The organism is Peribacillus sp. NPDC101480, from assembly GCF_050277335.1.
Taxonomy (GTDB): Bacteria; Bacillota; Bacilli; order Bacillales; family DSM-1321; genus Peribacillus.
In genome coordinates, this window is sequence record NZ_JBNNSB010000003.1 from 50,488 (window position 1) to 70,504 (window position 20,017).

The window sequence follows — 20,017 nt, forward strand, 5'->3', positions numbered from 1 at the left end:
TCATGCTACTTTGCCTTTTCTTCAAAAAGCGATGCAATGCCAACGATAACCTTAGTGGCCAGTAGCATATTATCGACGGAAATAAATTCATATTTGCCATGAAAGTTCTCCCCGCCCGTAAAGATGTTGGGTGTTGGCAGTCCCATATAAGATAATTGAGAACCGTCCGTACCACCGCGTATTGGTGAGATTTTCGGTTTTATATCGAGTTTCTCCATTGCTTCATGGGCAATATCCACGATTTCCTTAACGGGCTCAATTTTTTCCTTCATGTTGAAGTATTGGTCGTGTAATTCAAGCTGGATCCGGTTTTGTCCATATTTTTCTTTTAAATCCTCGCTTACTTTTGTTATATATTCCTTGCGGTCATTAAATTTTTGGCGGTCGAAATCCCTGATGATGTAAGAAAGCTTGGTCTCTTCCACATCACCGTGAAATGAAAGCAGATGATAAAATCCTTCGTAACCCTCCGTATATTCCGGTGCTTCCGCCACTGGGAGCCTATTATGGAATTCCATTGCGATTTTGGCTGAATTGACCATTTTTCCTTTAGCCGTACCAGGGTGAATATTCGTCCCTTTGATCAGGATTTTGGCCGATGCTGCATTGAAGCTTTCATATTCAAGTTCTCCAAGTGGGCCGCCGTCCACGGTGTAGGCAAATTGGGCACCAAAAGCATCTACATCAAACTTATGGGGTCCCCTTCCGATTTCCTCATCGGGAGTAAAAGCAACACGGATTTTTCCATGCTTGATTTCCGGATGCTGAATCAAGTAATCCATGGCAGTCATGATTTCGGCAATTCCAGCCTTATTATCTGCTCCCAACAGGGTTGTCCCATCCGTCGTAATCAAGGTATGCCCTTTATAGTTCTTAAGCGAAGGAAAATCATCAGGTGAAAGAATGACATCCAATTTTTCATGTAAAGTAAGATCTTTGCCATCATAGTTGTCAACGATTTGCGGTTTTACATCTTTTCCAGTGAAATCCGTTGCTGTATCGACATGGGCCAAGAAACCGATTGTCGGGACATCCTTATTTGAATTGGCTGGCAAGGTTGCCATGACATAGCCGTTCCCATCAATTGTCACATCTTTCATCCCAATGGATTGAAGTTCCTTGACCAATGCATTTGCCAAGGTCAGCTGTCCGGGTGTAGAAGGGCATGAGGGATTTTCCTCATTCGATTGGGTATCCACTTTCACATAAGAAGTGAATCTTTCAATGATTTCATTTTTCACTTTTCCTTCAACTCCTTTTTCCCTTATCTTACCATGATTGACCGGGATGGAAAAATTATCTTTTTCCAAATCTTCTTGGGTGGTGTAATCAGCAAAGAACAGCATATCTGCAAAAGACATGCCGTTCCTTGCTATCTCTTTTTAGAGTGGATTATTCAAGGCCCATACGGATACGCTTTTTCCATGAACGGGGAATGTTGCGAACCCATCTTCTTCAATGGTGATGTGGTCATCTCTATGATAGGTTAAATCACTCCAGATTTCACCAGCCCGATGTTCACCGACGAACATCCTTTTTTCACTGTTGTGATCTCCATTAGAGATAATGACCGCACACCCCGAGCCTTCTAGCTCTTCAACTCCGTGCCGGACCCAGCCTATCGTATTTGGATCATCAAAGTAATCGGTTTGTTCTCCGTAAGCTTTTTCATACCTAGCGAATAATAGGCGATCCAGGATATCCTTTTTCCCAGGCACCGGAGAAGGTCCGCCGATTCCATAATAGTCTCCGTAAAAGACACACGGATAACCGCAAAGTCTAAGCAAGGTAAGTGCATATGCCGATGGCTTGAACCAGTCCTTTACCCAAGACTCCAGGGATTCATGAGGCTGGGAGTCATGGTTATCGACAAAAGTGACAGCCTCTGCTGGATTGGTTTGGACGAGGGTATCATCAAAGATGGTTGAGAGGTCGAAGTCTGTTCCTGCGTTTGAGGCCTCATGAAATTTATAATGCAGGGAAACATCGAACAAGTTGAGGTCATGATTGGTTTGCTCTAAGTAAGTTTGACAGGCTTTAACATCCGCCTTCCAAAATTCGCCGACCATGAAAAAATGTTCCTTTGTATAAGGAATGAGTTCTTGGAGAAATTCGTTGATGAATTCATAATCGATATGTTTAACGGCGTCCAAACGAAAACCATCACACTTTAACGTATCAACCATCCATTTTCCCCAGCTAATCATTTCCTTGCGAACTTCCGGCAGGCTGTAATCGATGTTGGCAAACATTAAATAATCGTAGTTTCCGAATTCATCGATGACATGCTTATTCCAGTGCTTATTTTCGCCTGTGATGCGAAATACACCCATTTTGTCGTTTTCTGCATCATAGTCTGTACCATTGAAATGAGTATGGTTCCACTTAAAGTCAGAGTATTTATTTTTACGTCCAGGAAAATCGAATTTGGTCCAGCCTTCCATTTCGAATGGTTCTGAAATATCTTCCATACGGTTGTCTGGATTGACTTCAATCACCTCAAATTTTTCGGTTCCGTCAGCTCCTGCCTTATGGTTCATGACTAAATCGATATAAACGCAAAGTCCGTAGTTATGACAGGTGGCTATTGCTTGCAGCAATTCATCTTTGGTTCCGTATTTGGTACGAACGGTTCCTTTTTGGTCAAATTCCCCCAAATCGTAACCGTCATATATTCCATATCCATTATCCCCAACGGATTGCCCTTTGGTGACTGGCGGAAGCCAAACGCAGTCAATTCCTATATCCTTCAACTTTGAGGCTGAATATTTCAATCTTTCCCAATGAGAACCATCTGCCTCAAGATGCCACTCAAAAAATTGCATCATCGTATGATTTCTTTTCATCCGTTCCCCCCCTGACACCGACCTGTTTTTAACAAAAGTGAAACTAATGCGATCGGATAAAGTAATGATGGAAATCTTTACCCACTATAATCAAATGATAAACAAGTGAACAATCCTCAGGATAGAGGTTCATCTACCTCTCTATTTTACTATTTTATACCAAATAAGGGTATTTTATATTGATTAGCAGCTAAAAATAATTCAAATGTGTAGGAATAGCCCGGAGAATGCCTATACGCCATTCAAAAAAGGTATCCCGAATTTTAGGGATACCTCAGTTTTTCGTAAGTCTATTATCCTTTTTTACCTCTTCGTTTAAAGAAGTGGGCGAAAGCCATTGCACCTAATAGTAAGATTAGAAGCACGGAAGATAGAATGATCGTATCTTTTGATGAGACGCTGTTACCTGCCCCCTTTTGGGCCATGTTCCCGGTTAAACCAGGAGGTGCACCATTCCCGCCCCGGTCCATGTCCGGTGGCTGCATCGCAGCCCCATTCTCGCCGCCCATGTTTGGCGGTTGCTGGCCTGCATTTGCGTCATCGCCGATATTAGGAGCTCCGCCGCCCATACTGCTTTCTGTCTCGGCTTTCACGACCAGATCTCCTGAAAGCTGTGCCAATATTGATTCAGCACGTTTGACAGCGAAGTCAACCAGGGTTTCCTCGCCTGACGTTGCTTCTGTATACTCGTCCATTGTATAAAACTTGGTCGGGTCCTTTTTCACATATGATGTGATCAATTTAGTAATTTCAGTGGTCATTGCTGTCATATTTTCTTCAGAGAAAAAATCTGTGGCAATGTCATTTAGATAATCATAATATTTTTCACGGTACTCGTCGTTGGAAAGCAGGGCATTCAATAAAGGGCGCTCTTCAAGGGTTGTACCTGAAACAGGCTCGGTAATGCTGAAGTTGATATTACTTTCATTCATGAAATTTGAGCTCATATCCATCATTCCGCCACCGTTCATATTCGGTGCCCCTCCAAGGGGTTCCTTGTCATCCTGCTTAGCGACATCGGCGTTACCCTCAGCAGCCGTTCCATTTTTTTGGTCAGCGGTTTCTTGATCAGAGTCGCCCGCCAGTCGCCCGCCTCCTCCGGAATAACCGCCAAATGACATATTATAGTCCCAAGGCAATATCGAAAAGACCCCGTTCTCTTCATACAGGTAGTAATTGTGCTTTTTATCTCCTTGATAGTGATCGAGGTTGACAAGGGCAGTATTGGCTGCGAAATAGCGCAGCATCTCATCGACATCCAGGACTTCCTCCAGATTCCCGCCATTATTGATGGCATCGAGCATTTTGATCATGGAGGATTGGTCCGAATTATCGTTTGTTTTCAAGTTTAATCCTGTGTAGTCATCAATGTCTTCGCTGATCCACTTTAAATCGCTTCCCGTACCATCCGGATAATAGAGATCGCCTGTGCCATCAGTGAAGTTGGTATTTAGAAAGGTTTCTTCTATAGCTTCCACCCCTAGATAAAGGCCCCATTCCTTTCCGTTGATGGTCACGTACATATAGGAATGTCCTGGAGTCGCTATGCCCATCTTATCCATTAATTCATAGGAAAGGTATTCTCTCATATAGGTTGGATCACTGTAATTATTGTTTAGGGCCAACTTCTTCAGGCCGTGTAAATCTTGATCTTCCTGATAATAATCAAAGTCTATCTTCCAGCTGTAACGATCGGAATCTCCCATTTGAACAACGGAATTCAAGGAAAGGTTTCCCTTGGTGCGAAATCCCACGTTTTTAACCGTCTCTCCATCTATCGTTACATCGGCATTAACGATTTCCTTTTCAGTGGGGTTATCCAGGATGGAATCCAATTCCTCATCAGCCAATGTTATATCCACGGTTGTCACCTTACTTTGATCAAATACAGATTCTGTATAGGTATTTCCTTTAGTGGCTTTTTCAACTTGAAGATTGGGAAGGAAGAACATCACTGCTATAAAAATCATTATCAATAATCCAATGGTCGCTACAACATATCTTGTTTTTAACATGCCTTGGCTCCTTCCTCCTGTAGTCTTATATAGAGGGGTGGGCATGGATATTTATGTCCGCCATCTATCTTAAGCTGTGAAGTTGCCATCATAACTTAACATGATGGCAGAGTGAACGCTGTTCATGTCCTTGACTTGATTAATGAATTCGGCATTATTATCTTTTAATCGAATTTCATATGTCACTTCGAGGTTATTATCCGCCATGACGGATTTCGATTTGACGGAATGCTTTTTCACCTTGTTGGATATCATTTCTTCCAACGTTTTTTCAATTGAAGCATCTGAATATTTAACGATTAATAAAAATGGATTTTCAACAGTGATCCGATTGGCAAATATGAGCATGACGATACCTATTAAGATGGCACCGATAATAACCAGCGGAATTAGTCCTGCCCCGCATAAAATCCCGGAGGCCGCTGCCCAGAATAGGAAGACCAAATCCATGGGATCTTTGATAGGCGTTCTGAATCGTACGATTGAGAGTGCACCGACCATACCAAGGGAGATAACGATATTCGTTGATATGCCCATGATGATCAAAGCCGTGGCCATTGTCATGATGATGAGGGATATATTGAAATTGTGTGAGTACATCACACCTGAAAAGGTCTTCTTATAAATGACGTAAATGAACAACCCGATGGCAAATGCCAACAGTAATCCAATTAGGGAGTCAATGATTGAAAAGCTCCCGGTCTTGTCCAAAAAGCTTGATTTGAAAATATCATTAAAGGTGGTGCTAGTTGTCGTCGTATCCATTTACTATTCCTCCAAATATTATGTTTGCTCAATCAGCCGTATCTTCTGCTTAGTTGGTATTTTGAAAAGGCCGTTTTTCTAGTATCGATGATGGATAACAATTGTTTGATGATATCCGGAAGAAATTCGTCAAACTTTATTTCCAGGATGACACAATTCGGGTCTAAAGCATCAACCACGATTAATTCGGGATTCAGGAAGTCCGTATCCCGATAGCTCGTTTTCACATTACTGTCAAAGGTGACCCGCACATTTCCGTACTCATAGATGAATACCTCCCTTTCATAGTCAACGACGGTTGTAGGCTTGATTTGGAAAAGGGTCATTTGAACGTATAAGTCCCTGAGTATATCCCTTGAATCTTCGGACATCCAATCTATATCCCCAGAACGGATCCGTTCGTATTCCTCGGCAGAAAGCCTGCACTTCTGTTTATAGGTAAGGTTATTCCGCTTACTCTTTTTTTCTAGATTGATGAAATCGGTATTGTGATCATAAAGTCTAGCCCTGAACTTATCCCTGTGATAGAATCCTTCTGTTTTTTGCCGCAGGATTTTATTGTCAAAGTTATCGAAATAGACACTTCGAATTAAATATTTCCCATCCAGCCCATGCGGATCAAGCCTCATGAAGTTTTGCAGATTTTTTCTTAATAAATGACAATCCGCCTTGGAGATTGCATGTTTGAGCTCCCGCCTTCCCTTTAAACCATTCATTGTTGTTCCTCACTTTCCTTGATTTTTGACTGCATTCAGCTTATAAACAGAATCTTAATAAAACCTTAACAACATTTTTATATTCAATAGATTAATAGAGAATAGGCCCCAGTTTTAACCTTTTCTTAATTTTATTGGAATTTACTAGAAGAAAAATGAGTTAATTTACTCATTGAGAATAATTATCATTATCAGTAGAATAAGGTCCATGATAATGATAATTATTCTCAATTAATTCAATACATGGAGGTTCACTATGGTAACGAATATGCTTACAAAAAATGATCAACTACTGGAACAACAAAATACAAGGGAATCAAATGCCCGATCTTACCCTAGAAGATTACCCATGGCGATCGATCAAGCGGAGGGAATTTACCTAACGGACATGGATGGAAAACGATATATTGATTTTCTTGCCGGGGCTGGAACATTAGCGCTCGGACACAATCATCCGGCTGTGCTTGAAGCAATGGAAAAAGTTCTTAAGGATAAACGTCCTTTACATACATTGGACTTTACGACGCCGATCAAAGAGCAGTTCGTCGATGAAATTTTTGAATGCCTGCCTGAGGAATTCAGGAAAAATGCAAAAATTCAATTCTGTGGTCCTACTGGCGGAGATGCTATTGAGGCAGCACTTAAACTGGTTAAAACAGCGACAGGCAATAGAAGCATATTATCCTTCCAAGGAGCTTACCACGGGGCAACGCATGCAACGATGTCAATCAGCGGCAATACAAAGCCAAAGGAAAAAATACAAGGGTTGATGCCGGATGTACAATTCCTGCCATATCCCTATCAATATCGCTGTCCCTTTGGAATAGGCGGAGAAGAAAGCCATAAAATCAGCAGCCAGTATATCGAAAATCTATTGAACGATCCCGAATCAGGATTATTGGCGCCTGCCGGAATGATTTTGGAGGCAGTACAAGGCGAGGGAGGTTCCATTCCAGCTCCAATTCCATGGCTTAAGGAAATCAGGAGAATAACGAAAGAGAAGGGCATTCCGCTAATTATCGACGAAGTTCAATCAGGTATCGGCCGTACAGGGAAAATGTTTGCGTTTGAACATGCAGGTATCGTTCCGGATGTTCTTGTACTATCCAAAGCAATAGGCGGAAGTCTTCCATTATCGGTGGTTATTTATAACAAAGAGCTGGATTTATGGTCTCCAGGTGCCCATATCGGTACATTCCGCGGAAATCAAATGGCAATGGCAGCGGGAACAGCAACTTTAAAATACATGAAAGAGACGAATCTTGTGGAGCATGCCGCTAAAATGGGAGAAATCTTAAAGGATATTTTAAAAGATTTGCAAAAAGATATTCCGCAGATCGGGGATGTCAGGGGCCGGGGATTAATGATCGGTGTGGAAATGATCAATCATGAAGAACCGCAAAATGCGAATGGGAGCCATCCTGCTGATTCGCAACTTGCCAGTGCCATTCAACAGGAATGTTTTCAAAGAGGGTTGATTCTCGAAGTTGGCGGCAGACATGGAAGTGTAGTGAGGTTCTTGCCTCCATTGATCGTTACGGAATCCCAGCTTCGCGAGGCCACTGCAATTTTTGAACAAGCTGTTCGTGCAGCTGTTGCAAGAGGGTGAATGATCAATGATCGAAATGATAAATAAAACGGATTTTGCCTATTCTCGATTTTTCCTGAATAACGAAGAAGGCTTCAATAACTACAGCCAGTCATTAAACATCATTGAAAAAAAGCTGACCAGCTTTTTAAAAGGGAATAATTCACCATACTCTGGGAAAAAACCGTATGAAATCGAAGCAAGATTAAACGAGCTGACACTCGCTTCTCCAAAAGGGAAGACACTTGAAGCGGTAGCGGATGAGCTGGCAGAGTTTGTTATTAATGACAGCATCAATGTACATAGCCCTGCTTGTATCGGACATTTGCATTGCCCGACATTAATACCTGCGGTGGCTGCTGAAATGATTATCGGTACGTTGAATCAATCCATGGATTCATGGGACCAAAGCTCGGCGGCAACCTTCGTTGAAGAGCGTTTAATAGATTGGCTTTGCAGTCAGGTAGGGTTGCCGGAACAAGCAGATGGGATTTTCACAAGCGGTGGAACCCAATCTAATTATATGGGCCTGCTATTGGCTAGGGACGCTTATTGTAAGAAATTCTGGGGTGTTGACGTTCAACAGCATGGCTTGCCGGTCGAGGCGAAAAAATTGCGGATCTTGTGCTCCGAGGCTGCCCACTTTACGGTTCGTAAATCAGCGGCACAGTTGGGGCTGGGTGAACAGGCTGTAATCACGATTAAAACGGATTCAAATCACCGTCTGTCCGTAGCTGAATTAAATCAACAACTGCTGCATTTAGAGGAACAGGGTTTACTTCCCTTTGCCATCGTTGCAACTTGTGGAACAACGGATTTTGGTTCAATCGATCCGTTACACGAATTGTCCGAAGCTGCAAGGAAGAATGGGATATGGCTGCATGTCGATGCCGCATATGGAGGCGCGATGATTTTAAGTAAGGATTATAAAGAGTTAATCAGCGGAATTGAACGGGCGGACTCGATTACGGTCGATTTTCACAAATTATTCTATCAACCCATCAGTTGCGGTGCTTTTCTTGTCTCTGACAGCAACTCATTTCAATATATCCAGCATCACGCCGATTACTTGAATCCACAGGAAGATGAAGCGGAGGGCATGGTTCACTTAGTCAATAAATCGGTTCAAACGACGAGAAGGTTCGACGCACTGAAACTCTGGATGTCATTGAAGGTCGTTGGACTGGATGCCTTTGCCGAAATGATCGACTATACTTGTCACCTTGCACGTGAAGTGGCTGTGAAGATCGATAAAGAGGAAGGGTTCACAGTATTGAATAAAGAACCTGAATTGAATGCGGTTGTATTCCGTTATAATCCCGAAGGAGAAAGTGATCAGTTAGTAAATCTATTAAATAAACAGATTCAGCAAGAATTACTGAAAAGCGGACGTGCATTTTTAGCAAAAACACGTTTTGAAGGCCAGGTATATTTAAAAATGACACTATTGAATCCAATGACGAGGCTTGAACACATAGAGGAAATTTTAGACGAAATTCGAGTATTAGGTGAAATGTTCAAGATGATGGAGGAATGAATATGAATGGTAAGCAAATAGCTGAAAGGGCGACGATGCAAAGCTTTCTGAATTGTTATTTCCGGGAAACCGGAAATTGCAGTTTAGAAGAAACGAAAAACTGGCCGAGTTTGGAGGGATCCATTTCGGATTCATTAATGGTCAGTAAGCTCATATCCCAAGATATTGAATTGCTTGTTCCGCTTAAATATTGGTCGGAAACGGGGCGTCATATTTTTAACTTCCCGATTTACTATCAAACTGCATCCAAACAAGTGCATGAATTAGATTACGTGACAATGGTCTCGATTGTTTCTAAAGAATTATTGAATGAGCAGGGCCGGACGGATAGTGAAGATGAGTTGATGCTGCGCGTCATCCTAAGCAGCCAAAATATTCAACGGTATGTTGAAGCCAGGACAGAAGACGTTGATGCACTTCAAAGTCCTGATTTCACCTACATCGAAGCAGAGCAGTCGCTATTATTCGGGCACCTGTTCCACCCGACACCGAAAAGTAAGCAGGGAATTTCAGAAAAAGATGAATGGATCTATTCACCCGAATTAAAAGGGGAGTTTCAGCTGCACTACTTCCTGGCAGAACCTTCAATTGTCATCCAGGATTCCAGTGAAGTCACATCGGCAAGTGAGATCATTAAACAGGAATTAGCCGGTGACCTAGAGATTTCCAGTGAATTCCGAAGAACTTATTGCCAAAAGGAAAGCCAATATATCATCATCCCGGCACACCCGCTCCAGGCAAAAGTGCTTATCGAAAAAGAAGAGGTAAAGAGGCTACTCGAGCAAGGGACACTAGTTTATGCCGGACCGCTTGGGAAAAAATTCACGGCCACCTCTTCATTTAGAACGGTATATAGTCCCACATCGAAATATATGTACAAATTTTCCGTTCCGGTTAAAATCACGAATTCTTTACGTGCAAATCTGCAAAAAGAATTGGATCGTGGTGTCGAAATTGCAAAATTAATAGATTCTAAAGTGGGCGACGATCTAAAAGAACGGCACCCCTCCTTCCGTATCATCAAGGACCCTGCTTACCTAACGATCAAAACAACCGAGGAAGAATCAGGATTCGATGTTGATATTCGGGAAAACCCTTTTTATGAAAACGATAAACAAGCAATCCTGATTGCCGGCTTATGTCAGGATAATGCCTATGGTGCCCCATCAAGACTTGGAGCGATCATCCGCAAATTATCAGCTGATGAAAACCGCAGTACTGAAGAAGTGAGTAAGGATTGGTTCAAAACCTATCTGTCAACGACATTGAAACCGATGCTTTGGCTATTTGAAGAGTATGGAATTGTTTTGGAGGCCCATCAACAAAATTCCATCATTCAGCTTCAAGATGGGTATCCAGCCACTTTTTATTATCGTGATAATCAAGGGTATTACTACTGTGAGTCCAAAGTGGACAGGCTGCTGAAGATCTTGCCTGAACTAAGTGAAAAAAGCTTCACGATTTGTTCTGATGAAGTCGCTGAAGAAAGACTTCAATACTATTTCTTCTTTAATCACTTATTAGGCCTGATCAATAATTTTGGTACGGAAGGATTAGTATCAGAAAAAACACTGTTACAGCTCGTTCAGGAACAACTGGAAACATGCAGCACGGAAAGCGGAGATGAAGGTTTGAATCGAGTTGTTTCAAAATTGCTTCATGCCCGGGAATTATCTTGTAAGGCTAATTTACTGACACGTTTTCATGATATGGATGAGCTTGTCGGTTCACTTGAGACACAGTCCGTTTATACAACGATTGATAATCCGTTCGCACAGGGGGTTATGGCCGTCCATGAAAAATAGTTATGAAGAAATGCTTAAGGACTGTAATCAGCAGCTTTCATTTGTCAAAGTTGAATTTGAGAGGGATTTGGATACATTGCATAAATGGATGCATGAAGATCATGTGATACCCTACTGGAATTTGAATTTCACAAAAGAAAAATTCACTGTTCATTTAAAAAAGGCATTGGCTGATACACACCAAACACTCTATTTAGGCTGTCTGGACTCCATTCCCATGAGCTATTGGGAATCGTATTGGGTAAAAGGCGATATCATCGAAGATTATTATGAAACCGAAGAGGGAGATCAAGGCATTCATTTACTCATTGGTGATTCGGATTACCTTGGAAAAGGACTGGCTTTGCCGTTTTTACGTGCAATGGTGAAATTCCAACTACTGACTTCAACAACAAACAAAGTGATGGCAGAACCGGATATCAGGAATGCAAAGATGATTCATTTATTTGAAAAATGCGGGTTTACCCCAATTAAAGAAATTAAGCTCCCAGATAAAACGGCATTGCTAATGTCATGTACACGGGAGAATTTCGAGAGGAAGTGGAACTATGGAGAAGCAACAATCTATCTATGACCTGGTAGGGATAGGGATAGGTCCCTTTAATCTTGGACTTGCGGCCCTTTTGGAGAAAACCCCGGAGGTGAATGCCGTCTTTTTTGAGAAAAAGCGGGAATTTAATTGGCATGAAGGGATGCTGTTGGAAGGGACAACTCTGCAGGTACCGTTCTTTGCCGATCTGGTTAGCATGGCAGATGTGACAAGTCCATATAGTTACCTGAATTATTTACAGCAGCATGATCGGCTTTATCATTTCTACTTCCTTGAAAAATTCTTGATTCCACGAAAAGAATATAACGATTATTGCCGCTGGGCTGCCCATCAACTTGATAGCTGCCGTTTTGGAAAAGCGGTGGAGGCGGTTGAATATATAGGGGATCAAGATGAACCCTGCTATCAAATCAGTGTAAGGGATGCACAATCACAAAAGATCGAAGTCTATTATAGCCGTCATGTAGTCATGGGAATTGGCAGCGCCCCGACTGTTCCATCGGCTTTTCATCCATATATGGGAGAGAGCATCCTGCATTCGGCCGATTATTTACGGAATAAAGAAAATATCTTAAAGAAAAAATCCGTAACGGTTGTCGGATCTGGACAGAGTGCAGCCGAGGTCTTTCTGGATCTGCTTAATGAGCAGGAGGAAAATGGCTACCAGCTAAACTGGTATACAAGATCCAAGGGATTTTTCCCTATGGAATATTCAAAACTCGGATTGGAATATTTCACGCCGGATTACCTTGATTTCTTTTATCGGCTGCCTCAGGAAAAAAAGGATGAAATCCTGCCAAAACAGGATTTATTGTATAAAGGCATCAGCGCCACTACAATCGCAGCAATTTTTGACAAGATGTATGAAAAATCGATTGGAAATGCGGAACTGTCCATTGAACTTCGGGCAATGACCGAAGTTGCAGCGGTTACCCCTGCTGAAAATGGCTGGGAATTGAAATGCCGACAGTGGGTAGAAGATAGCGAATTTGATGTGGGTACAGAGGCGATCGTTTTTGGGACGGGCTATAAATCAACCCTTCCGGCATTCCTTGAAACCATGGAGGACCATTTAGTCCGCGATGACTTGGGCCGACTTGCAATAACGAAAGACTATCGGGTAGGAATGGCCATCTCTACACCGAATCATCTTTTTATTCAAAATGGCGAGATACATACACATGGTGTAGGTGCACCGGATTTAGGCTTAGGAGCATTCCGAAATTCTATTATCATCAATCAATTGGCAGGTAAAGAAGTTTATCCATCCGAGCCAAAGGGTGCATTTCAGTCATTCCGTGTAAAAACACCCGTCATGGCTTACTAAGAGAAGGGAAGGGAGAATTTATATGCAGTTCATAAATGAAGTGGAACAGGCAGTTTCAGAAAAAAATTGGTCGATAGTAAACCAAAACCTGCTGGCCAAGATGATTTCTGAGTATATGTATGAAGATATGATCCATCCAGCTGTCCTGAACGAAAATACAGCAGGAAACTTATATGAGTTAAAGATAAATAAGGGGAAATCTTATCGGTTTTTGGCGAGGCCCCGTCTTTTTGACAGCTACGAAGTACAGGCTGAGTCGATCCAGGTATGTGAAACGGAAGGCTTTACACAGGCCAAGGATGCCATTCAATTCATTTTGGACATCCAGCCGTTAATTGGGATGACTGCAGAAACAACAGGACATTTAATCAAAGAATTCCATCATACGCTGCTTGCGGATCTCCAACTGCTTTCCAAACCTGAACAGGATGCGGATGATTTAGTCGAACTGGATTATGCATTACTTGAAGGAGAAATGAGCGGTCACCCTTGGATTGCTTATAATAAGGGAAGAATCGGTTTCGGTTATGATGATTATTTGCAGTTCGCTCCAGAAAACCAGAAGGAAGTTCAGTTATCTTGGATTGCCGTCCATAAAACGAGGGGTGAATTCAATTCAGTCGAAACGTTATCTTATAAGCAATTGATGGAGAATGAACTGGATGGGGAAACCCAAAAATCATTTGCAAAGATATTGACGGAAAAAGGGCTGAACGCAGAAAACTATTACTACCTCCCTGTTCATGAATGGCAGTGGAAAAATGTAATCATCCAGAACTTTACCGATGACCTGGCTAAAGGGCTGATCGTAGCTTTGGGAAATGGTCCCGATAAGTATTTGCCGCAACAATCCATCCGGACATTTGTTAATGTATCGAACAAGGATAAAAACCATGTCAAGCTGCCAATGAGCATTTTAAATACGCTAGTCTACCGTGGATTGCCAGCTGAACGCACAGTCATTGCCCCAAAAATCACAGCGTATATAAAGAACATTTATGAAAATGACTCATTCTTGAAAGAACAATGCAAAGTAGTGCTTCCTGGTGAAGTGGCCAGTCTAAATGTTGATCACCCGTATTATTCCAAGCTAGAGAATGTACCGTATCAATATTTAGAGATGCTGGGGGGGATTTGGAGAGAAAGTATTTACAGTTATATGGAGGAAGGCGAAAAGCCCATTACGCTTGCATCCCTTTTACATGTGGACAGCAAAGGTAAACCATATGTGGAAAGCCTTATTGAAAAATCGGGATTGACTGCAGAAGCCTGGACAGCTCAATTATTCGACGTCATCCTATCACCATTACTACATTTTATCTATCAATATGGATTGGTCTTCTCACCGCATGGTCAAAATACCATATTAGTTTTGAAGGATTACAAGCCTCACCGTTTGGCCATCAAGGATTTTGTAGATGATGTAAACGTCAGTGATCAGCCGCTTCCTGAATTAAGCAGCCTTCCTGATGATTTAAGGAAAGTACTAAGAAGTGAGACTCCCGAGGGGCTTGTTCAATTCATTTTCACGGGACTATTCATCTGTCATTTCCGATACTTGTCAACACTTCTGATGAAGAGGTCCCTTTTGGATGAGAATGCTTTCTGGGAAGGCGTCGCCCTAACAATCCTGACACATCAGAAAAAATTCCCTATGTTACAGGATCGTTTCGATACATTCAATTTCTTTGCGCCAAAATTAACAAAACTCTGCCTGAATAGAAATCGGATGCTTCAATATGGGTATAGCGATGGTGAAGACCGTCCGCATGCATCTGAGTTTGGGTATGTGAATAATGCCCTTTATGAAAAGTTACCTGCAAAAACGCTATAAAGTTAAACTGGCTCAGACTTTTGAGCCAGTTTTCTTATGGGGTTTATCAATTTGACCGTTGATTTCCGCTCCAGGCACTCGCTTTCCGTGGGCGGTCAGGGAGCCTCCTCGGCTTGCGCCTGTGGGGTCTCCCTAGACACGCTTTTCCCGCAGGAGTCTCGTACCTTCCACTCCAATCAACTTAGCTTTACCGGTTAGGTAGAACTTCGAGTTTGGGTCAAATTCCCAAAAAAATATCTTTGGAAGAGGGCTTGCCGTGCATTTAAATTGGTGATAAGCTATGTGTAAACGGTTACACAAAATTATTGAGGGTGATATATTGGCAACTATTCGGGATGTGGCAAAGGAAGCTGGGGTTTCTGTGGCAACGGTTTCCAGAGTTATGAATGGCAGTGGTTATGCACATGAGGACACAAAAAAGGTGGTCATGGCAGCTGTTGAGAAATTAAATTATAAACCGAATGAAGTGGCAAGATCCCTCTACAAACGTAAATCCAAATTGGTTGGTTTGATTTTGCCGGACATTACGAATCCTTTCTTCCCAGAAATGGCTAGAGGTGTGGAGGATTATCTTCAGCAATTTGGTTTTCGGTTAATTTTTGGAAATAGTGATGAAAAGAGAGATAAAGAAATAGAATATATCGACACATTCCTGCAAAATAATGTAGTGGGCATGATTGCTTCAACTAGTGAAGAAGCCAATGAAAATTTCGATAATCTGGATATTCCAGTTGTCCTTCTCGACCGTACAGCAGAGAAATTACCAGCTGTTTATTCCGATCAAAAGACAGGCGGTAAGCTGGCAGCACGCGTATTGCTGGATAGAGGCAGTACGAATATCGTCCTCATTAGGGGGCCAGTCGAAATAAAGCCTGTTTATGAACGGTACATGGCAGCATACGAAGAATTGAAACAAGCAAAAGTTAACGTGCAAGTCATGGATTCATCCCTAACTCTTCAAGGCGGCCAAACTTGCGTGAAGCAGCTGTTCGAGCAATATCCGGAAACGGATGGAATTATAGCTTGTAATGATATTGTTGCAGCCGCCGCACTTCAAGAGATTTTAAAACGGGGAATACGGATACCGGAAGACATACAATTGATCGGCTATGATGATATCGCCTTCACAGCGTTATTGCACCCGCCGTTATCTACAATTAGGCAGCCAGCCTATGAGATGGGGGCACAAGCCGCGGAAATGCTAATTAAAAGGATCAATCAAGAAAAATTGGAAGTAACACATGAAAAGCTCCCTGTTTCTTTTGTGGAGAGACAAACAACGAGAAGGAAGGCGGAGAAGACATGATTAGAATTGCTGTAGTGGGAAGTTCCTCAATGGACTTAGTTGTGACATCAGCCAAGCGGCCAATGGCTGGTGAAACGGTTTTAGGGGAGTCATTTATCACGGTTCCTGGAGGAAAGGGAGCCAACCAGGCTGTTGCAGCGGCACGTCTTGGTGCAGAAGTGTCGATGGTTGGATGTGTAGGAGATGATGTGTATGGAGAGATCATCTTAGATAACCTGAAAAAAAATCATGTAAACACGAAGTATGTGGAACCGGTTACAGGTTCCGCTTCAGGGACAGCACACATTACCCTTTCGGAAGGTGATAACAGCATTATTGTCGTAAAGGGTGCGAATGATTTCATTACTCCTGAATATGTACAAAAGGCGAAAAAGGTAATAGAGGAATCGGATATCGTGTTGGTTCAGCAGGAAATACCTGAGGAAACGGTGGAATATCTGGCTGAGTTGTGCAGCACGCTTCAAAAGAGATTACTTTTGAACCCAGCTCCCGCCCGCAAGCTAAGTGAGGCTGTCATTCAACAGGCATCATTCCTTACTCCAAATGAACATGAATTCGAAATACTATTCAATGGGAGAGATAGAACGGAAGTCTTGACTGAGCATCCCAATAAATTATTCATTACCGAAGGAAAAAATGGCGTCCGTTATTTTGACGGACATGAAGAAAAGGTTGTTCCAAGCTTTGAAGTGGAAGCGGTGGATACGACAGGCGCAGGGGATACATTCAATGCTGCCTTTGCCGTGGCTGTTGCAGAAGGAAAAAGTTTTGACGAATGTTTGGTATTCGCGAACCGGGCAGCATCCATTTCCGTGACGAAGTTAGGAGCCCAAGGCGGCATGCCGCAAAGGATAGAGGTCGAGAGGGGCTTTGAAGCATGAAACGTCAAGGAATCATCAATAGTTCAATAGCCAAGGTCCTGGTTGACCTTGGTCATACCGATTATATTGTCGTAGGTGATGCCGGGCTGCCGGTGCCACCTGGAGTTTGTAAGATAGACTTAGCATTGACGCCTGGAACACCATCATTTCAAGATGTCGTCCGGGCAATTCACGAAGATATGGTTGTTGAAAAAGTTATCGCTGCCACAGAAGTGAAGGTTAAAAACCCGGAACAGCATCAATATATAGAGCAGCAATTCGGAGCGGCGATTGAATATGTTTCCCATGAGGATTTTAAAAGGCTGACAAGCAACGCGAAAGCAATAATCCGGACCGGGGAGACGACGCCATATTCAAATTGCATATTGCAGTCTGGAGTATTCTTTTAAAGAAATGAGATGATGAGCATGCAAATCGAAATGCACAATATTTATAAAGCATTTGGTCAAAACAAGGTATTGGAAGGTGTTCATTTTTCTTTAGAGTCTGGGGAAGTACATGCGCTAATGGGAGAAAATGGTGCGGGGAAATCAACCTTGATGAACATTTTGACCGGGCTGCATAAACAAGATCAAGGAACGATCGAGATTAACGGTAAAGAAACCTCATTCAGGGATTCAAAGGAAGCGGAAGAGGCGGGAATGGCCTTCATCCGTCAGGAATTGAATATTTGGCCAGAAATGACCGTGCTGGAGAATCTATTTATCGGCAGGGAAATGGTGAATGCCTTCGGTGTCCTGAAGACGAAACAAATGAAAGCGCGTGCAAACGAGATTTTTAAAACACTTAATATTTCCCTTCCTTTTGATAAGGAAGCCGGATTTTGTTCTGTCGGGGAACAGCAAATGATTGAAATTGCCAAGGCGCTCATGACGGATGCCGAAGTCATCATCATGGACGAGCCCACAGCAGCTTTAACTGATAGGGAAATAGAGAAGCTCTTTGAAGTGATGAAGGGTCTTACCAAAAAGGGTGTATCGCTTGTTTATATTTCTCATCGGATGGAAGAAATATTCGCCATTTGTGACAGGATCACCGTAATGCGTGACGGAAAAACCGTCGATACGAAAAGAATTGCAGATACAAATTTCGATGAAGTCGTTCAAAAAATGGTAGGGCGGGAGCTGGAGGATCGTTTTCCTCATCGTGAAGCGAACCTCGGCGACATAGTCCTTGATGTAAAAGGTTTAACTAAAAAGGGGCTTTTTGAAGATATCCATTTCGCGGTTCGCCAAGGTGAGATTGTCGGTGTCGCCGGATTGATGGGAGCAGGAAGAACAGAAATAATGCGTGCCCTTTTTGGTGTCGACCAAATAGACAGGGGTGAAATCGCCATTGAAGGCAAGAAGGTTTCCATACGAAAACCAACGGATGCAGTTCGACACGGCCTGGCTTTCATTACGGAAAATCGTAAAGAAGAGGGATTGATCCTGGACTTTTCCGTAAGGGAAAATATCGGCTTGCCGAATCTCAAAAGTTTTGCTCCTAACGGAATCGTAAAAACGGAAGATGAGATGAACTTTGCCGAAATGATGATTAAGCGGCTTCATGTAAAGACATCTTCTGCTGAAACGGTAATCGGCAATCTATCCGGAGGAAATCAACAGAAGGTGGTAATAGCCAAATGGATCGGGACTTCCCCTAAAGTTTTAATTATGGATGAACCGACCAGAGGCATAGATGTTGGCGCAAAACGTGAAATTTACGAGTTGATGAATGAATTGACGGAGCGAGGCATCGCCATCATCATGGTTTCGTCAGAGCTTCCGGAAGTCATTGGAATGAGTGATAGAATCCTTGTCGTTCACGAAGGTGAGATAGCTGGGGAATTGTTAAAGCAGGAAGCGACGCAAGAAAAAATTATGGCATTGGCGACAGGAGGGAACTAGGATGAAACTTGAGGCTACAGGGAAAAGCGGGATTTGGCAGAAATTCGGTCCTTTACTCGCCCTGGTACTTTTATTTATCGTAATAACCGTTTTAAATCCATCATTCATGGAACCGAATAATATATTGAATTTATTGCGTCAAACCTCCATCAATGCACTTATTGCATTTGGAATGACCTTTATCATATTGACAGGTGGCATCGACTTGTCCGTCGGTTCCATTTTAGCTCTATCCAGCGCACTTATGGCTGGTATGATGGTCTCGGGATTAGATCCGATTTTAGCAATATTAGTAGGCATTCTACTAGGTGCAATAATGGGTGTAATCAATGGGATACTCGTTTCAAAGGGAAAAATGGCACCATTCATCGTGACACTGGCCACCATGACGATTTTCCGGGGATTAACGCTTGTGTATACGGATGGAAAGCCGATTACCGGAATTGGCGATTCCGTTATGTTCCAGATGCTTGGGAGAGGTTACTTCCTTGGAGTGCCAGTACCGGCCGTTGTGATGGTCATCGCTTTTTTAATCCTATGGTTCCTGCTTCATAAAACATCCTTTGGCCGTAAAACTTATGCCATTGGAGGAAATGAAAGGGCTTCCCGTATTTCGGGGATTAAAGTTGACCGAGTCAAGGTGGCCATCTATGGTCTGGCCGGTACGATGGCGGCCATTGCCGGTGCCATTTTGACATCCCGTCTGAATTCGGCACAGCCGACGGCAGGCCAATCCTATGAAATGGATGCCATCGCAGCCGTGGTGCTGGGCGGAACGAGCCTTTCAGGCGGTAAAGGGCGGTTGTTCGGAACGCTGGTCGGTGTCCTGATCATCGGTACCTTGAATAACGGCATGAATTTACTTGGTGTATCCTCTTTTTACCAGCAAGTGGTGAAAGGTGCAGTTATATTAATCGCGGTCTTACTTGACCGTAAAAAATCATAAGAAGAGGTGTAA

Annotated in this window: 16 protein-coding genes; 11 read left to right on the top strand and 5 right to left on the bottom strand. The window is 42.7% G+C overall.

The window, feature by feature from the left end; translation table 11 throughout:
* Positions 1-5: 5 nt before the first annotated feature.
* The 5 genes from pepT to ACQKMF_RS11535 all read right to left on the bottom strand — a co-directional run bounded on the left by pepT (position 6) and on the right by ACQKMF_RS11535 (position 6,342).
* Positions 6-1,241, bottom strand: a complete 1,236-nt coding sequence (gene pepT, locus ACQKMF_RS11515; protein ID WP_101224030.1) for a peptidase T — start codon at positions 1,239-1,241, stop codon at positions 6-8.
* 141 nt (positions 1,242-1,382) lie between these two features.
* Positions 1,383-2,846, bottom strand: coding sequence for an alpha-amylase (locus ACQKMF_RS11520; RefSeq protein WP_101223956.1), 1,464 nt, complete (start codon positions 2,844-2,846; stop codon positions 1,383-1,385).
* 293 nt (positions 2,847-3,139) lie between these two features.
* Complete coding sequence (locus ACQKMF_RS11525) at positions 3,140-4,861, bottom strand: CotH kinase family protein (protein ID WP_427573227.1); 1,722 nt, start codon at positions 4,859-4,861, stop codon at positions 3,140-3,142.
* A 69-nt stretch (positions 4,862-4,930) separates the two neighbouring features.
* The gene (locus tag ACQKMF_RS11530; protein WP_260358844.1) at positions 4,931-5,626 is read right to left on the bottom strand and encodes a DUF4956 domain-containing protein; all 696 of its coding nucleotides are present in this window, start codon (positions 5,624-5,626) and stop codon (positions 4,931-4,933) included.
* A 32-nt stretch (positions 5,627-5,658) separates the two neighbouring features.
* On the bottom strand, positions 5,659-6,342 hold the full coding sequence (locus tag ACQKMF_RS11535) for a polyphosphate polymerase domain-containing protein (protein ID WP_230176037.1): 684 nt from the start codon (positions 6,340-6,342) through the stop codon (positions 5,659-5,661).
* A 256-nt stretch (positions 6,343-6,598) separates the two neighbouring features.
* On the opposite strand from ACQKMF_RS11535, the gene ACQKMF_RS11540 reads away from it, so the two are divergent.
* From ACQKMF_RS11540 to ACQKMF_RS11590, 11 genes are all read left to right on the top strand, one after another.
* The gene (locus ACQKMF_RS11540) at positions 6,599-7,951 is read left to right on the top strand and encodes an aspartate aminotransferase family protein (RefSeq protein ID WP_101223952.1); all 1,353 of its coding nucleotides are present in this window, start codon (positions 6,599-6,601) and stop codon (positions 7,949-7,951) included.
* A 7-nt stretch (positions 7,952-7,958) separates the two neighbouring features.
* Positions 7,959-9,467 carry a pyridoxal phosphate-dependent decarboxylase family protein gene (locus tag ACQKMF_RS11545; RefSeq protein WP_427573230.1) on the top strand — a complete coding sequence of 503 codons (1,509 nt, stop codon included), beginning with the start codon at positions 7,959-7,961 and terminating at the stop codon, positions 9,465-9,467.
* A 2-nt stretch (positions 9,468-9,469) separates the two neighbouring features.
* Entirely contained in the window at positions 9,470-11,272 is a 1,803-nt protein-coding gene (locus ACQKMF_RS11550) for an IucA/IucC family protein (protein WP_427573232.1), read from the top strand.
* Positions 11,262-11,846: a GNAT family N-acetyltransferase gene (locus ACQKMF_RS11555; RefSeq protein ID WP_230176039.1), complete on the top strand. Its 585-nt coding sequence runs from the start codon at positions 11,262-11,264 to the stop codon at positions 11,844-11,846. Before ACQKMF_RS11550 ends, ACQKMF_RS11555 begins: the two co-directional genes overlap by 11 nt.
* Positions 11,821-13,149 (top strand): lysine N(6)-hydroxylase/L-ornithine N(5)-oxygenase family protein, encoded by a 1,329-nt coding sequence (locus ACQKMF_RS11560; protein WP_427573234.1) that lies wholly within the window; start codon positions 11,821-11,823, stop codon positions 13,147-13,149. The genes ACQKMF_RS11555 and ACQKMF_RS11560 overlap by 26 nt, the downstream gene beginning before the upstream one ends.
* A gap of 22 nt (positions 13,150-13,171) precedes the next feature.
* A complete protein-coding gene (locus tag ACQKMF_RS11565) occupies positions 13,172-14,983 on the top strand; it encodes an IucA/IucC family protein (protein WP_427573236.1) in 1,812 nt (603 codons plus the stop codon).
* Positions 14,984-15,302: 319 nt separating this feature from the next.
* The gene (locus tag ACQKMF_RS11570; protein ID WP_402943110.1) at positions 15,303-16,289 is read left to right on the top strand and encodes a LacI family DNA-binding transcriptional regulator; all 987 of its coding nucleotides are present in this window, start codon (positions 15,303-15,305) and stop codon (positions 16,287-16,289) included.
* Positions 16,286-17,170: a ribokinase gene (rbsK, locus tag ACQKMF_RS11575; RefSeq protein ID WP_101223947.1), complete on the top strand. Its 885-nt coding sequence runs from the start codon at positions 16,286-16,288 to the stop codon at positions 17,168-17,170. The genes ACQKMF_RS11570 and rbsK overlap by 4 nt, the downstream gene beginning before the upstream one ends.
* Positions 17,167-17,559 carry a D-ribose pyranase gene (rbsD, locus tag ACQKMF_RS11580; protein WP_427573239.1) on the top strand — a complete coding sequence of 131 codons (393 nt, stop codon included), beginning with the start codon at positions 17,167-17,169 and terminating at the stop codon, positions 17,557-17,559. Before rbsK ends, rbsD begins: the two co-directional genes overlap by 4 nt.
* Positions 17,560-17,577: 18 nt before the next feature.
* Positions 17,578-19,059: a sugar ABC transporter ATP-binding protein gene (locus ACQKMF_RS11585; RefSeq protein WP_427573241.1), complete on the top strand. Its 1,482-nt coding sequence runs from the start codon at positions 17,578-17,580 to the stop codon at positions 19,057-19,059.
* Position 19,060: 1 nt separating this feature from the next.
* Positions 19,061-20,005, top strand: a complete 945-nt coding sequence (locus ACQKMF_RS11590; protein ID WP_101223945.1) for an ABC transporter permease — start codon at positions 19,061-19,063, stop codon at positions 20,003-20,005.
* Positions 20,006-20,017: the final 12 nt, after the last annotated feature.

Excerpts from the sequence above, each read along its gene's own strand:
- ACQKMF_RS11520 (WP_101223956.1), bottom strand. The coding sequence starts at position 2,846 with ATGAAAAGAAATCATACGATGATGCAATTTTTTGAGTGGCATCTTGAG.
- ACQKMF_RS11525 (WP_427573227.1), bottom strand. The coding sequence starts at position 4,861 with ATGTTAAAAACAAGATATGTTGTAGCGACCATTGGATTATTGATAATG.
- ACQKMF_RS11530 (WP_260358844.1), bottom strand. The coding sequence starts at position 5,626 with ATGGATACGACGACAACTAGCACCACCTTTAATGATATTTTCAAATCA.
- ACQKMF_RS11535 (WP_230176037.1), bottom strand. The coding sequence starts at position 6,342 with ATGAATGGTTTAAAGGGAAGGCGGGAGCTCAAACATGCAATCTCCAAG.
- ACQKMF_RS11540 (WP_101223952.1), top strand. The coding sequence starts at position 6,599 with ATGGTAACGAATATGCTTACAAAAAATGATCAACTACTGGAACAACAA.
- ACQKMF_RS11545 (WP_427573230.1), top strand. The coding sequence starts at position 7,959 with ATGATCGAAATGATAAATAAAACGGATTTTGCCTATTCTCGATTTTTC.
- ACQKMF_RS11550 (WP_427573232.1), top strand. The coding sequence starts at position 9,470 with ATGAATGGTAAGCAAATAGCTGAAAGGGCGACGATGCAAAGCTTTCTG.
- ACQKMF_RS11555 (WP_230176039.1), top strand. The coding sequence starts at position 11,262 with ATGAAAAATAGTTATGAAGAAATGCTTAAGGACTGTAATCAGCAGCTT.
- ACQKMF_RS11560 (WP_427573234.1), top strand. The coding sequence starts at position 11,821 with ATGGAGAAGCAACAATCTATCTATGACCTGGTAGGGATAGGGATAGGT.
- ACQKMF_RS11565 (WP_427573236.1), top strand. The coding sequence starts at position 13,172 with ATGCAGTTCATAAATGAAGTGGAACAGGCAGTTTCAGAAAAAAATTGG.
- rbsK (WP_101223947.1), top strand. The coding sequence starts at position 16,286 with ATGATTAGAATTGCTGTAGTGGGAAGTTCCTCAATGGACTTAGTTGTG.
- rbsD (WP_427573239.1), top strand. The coding sequence starts at position 17,167 with ATGAAACGTCAAGGAATCATCAATAGTTCAATAGCCAAGGTCCTGGTT.
- ACQKMF_RS11585 (WP_427573241.1), top strand. The coding sequence starts at position 17,578 with ATGCAAATCGAAATGCACAATATTTATAAAGCATTTGGTCAAAACAAG.
- ACQKMF_RS11590 (WP_101223945.1), top strand. The coding sequence starts at position 19,061 with ATGAAACTTGAGGCTACAGGGAAAAGCGGGATTTGGCAGAAATTCGGT.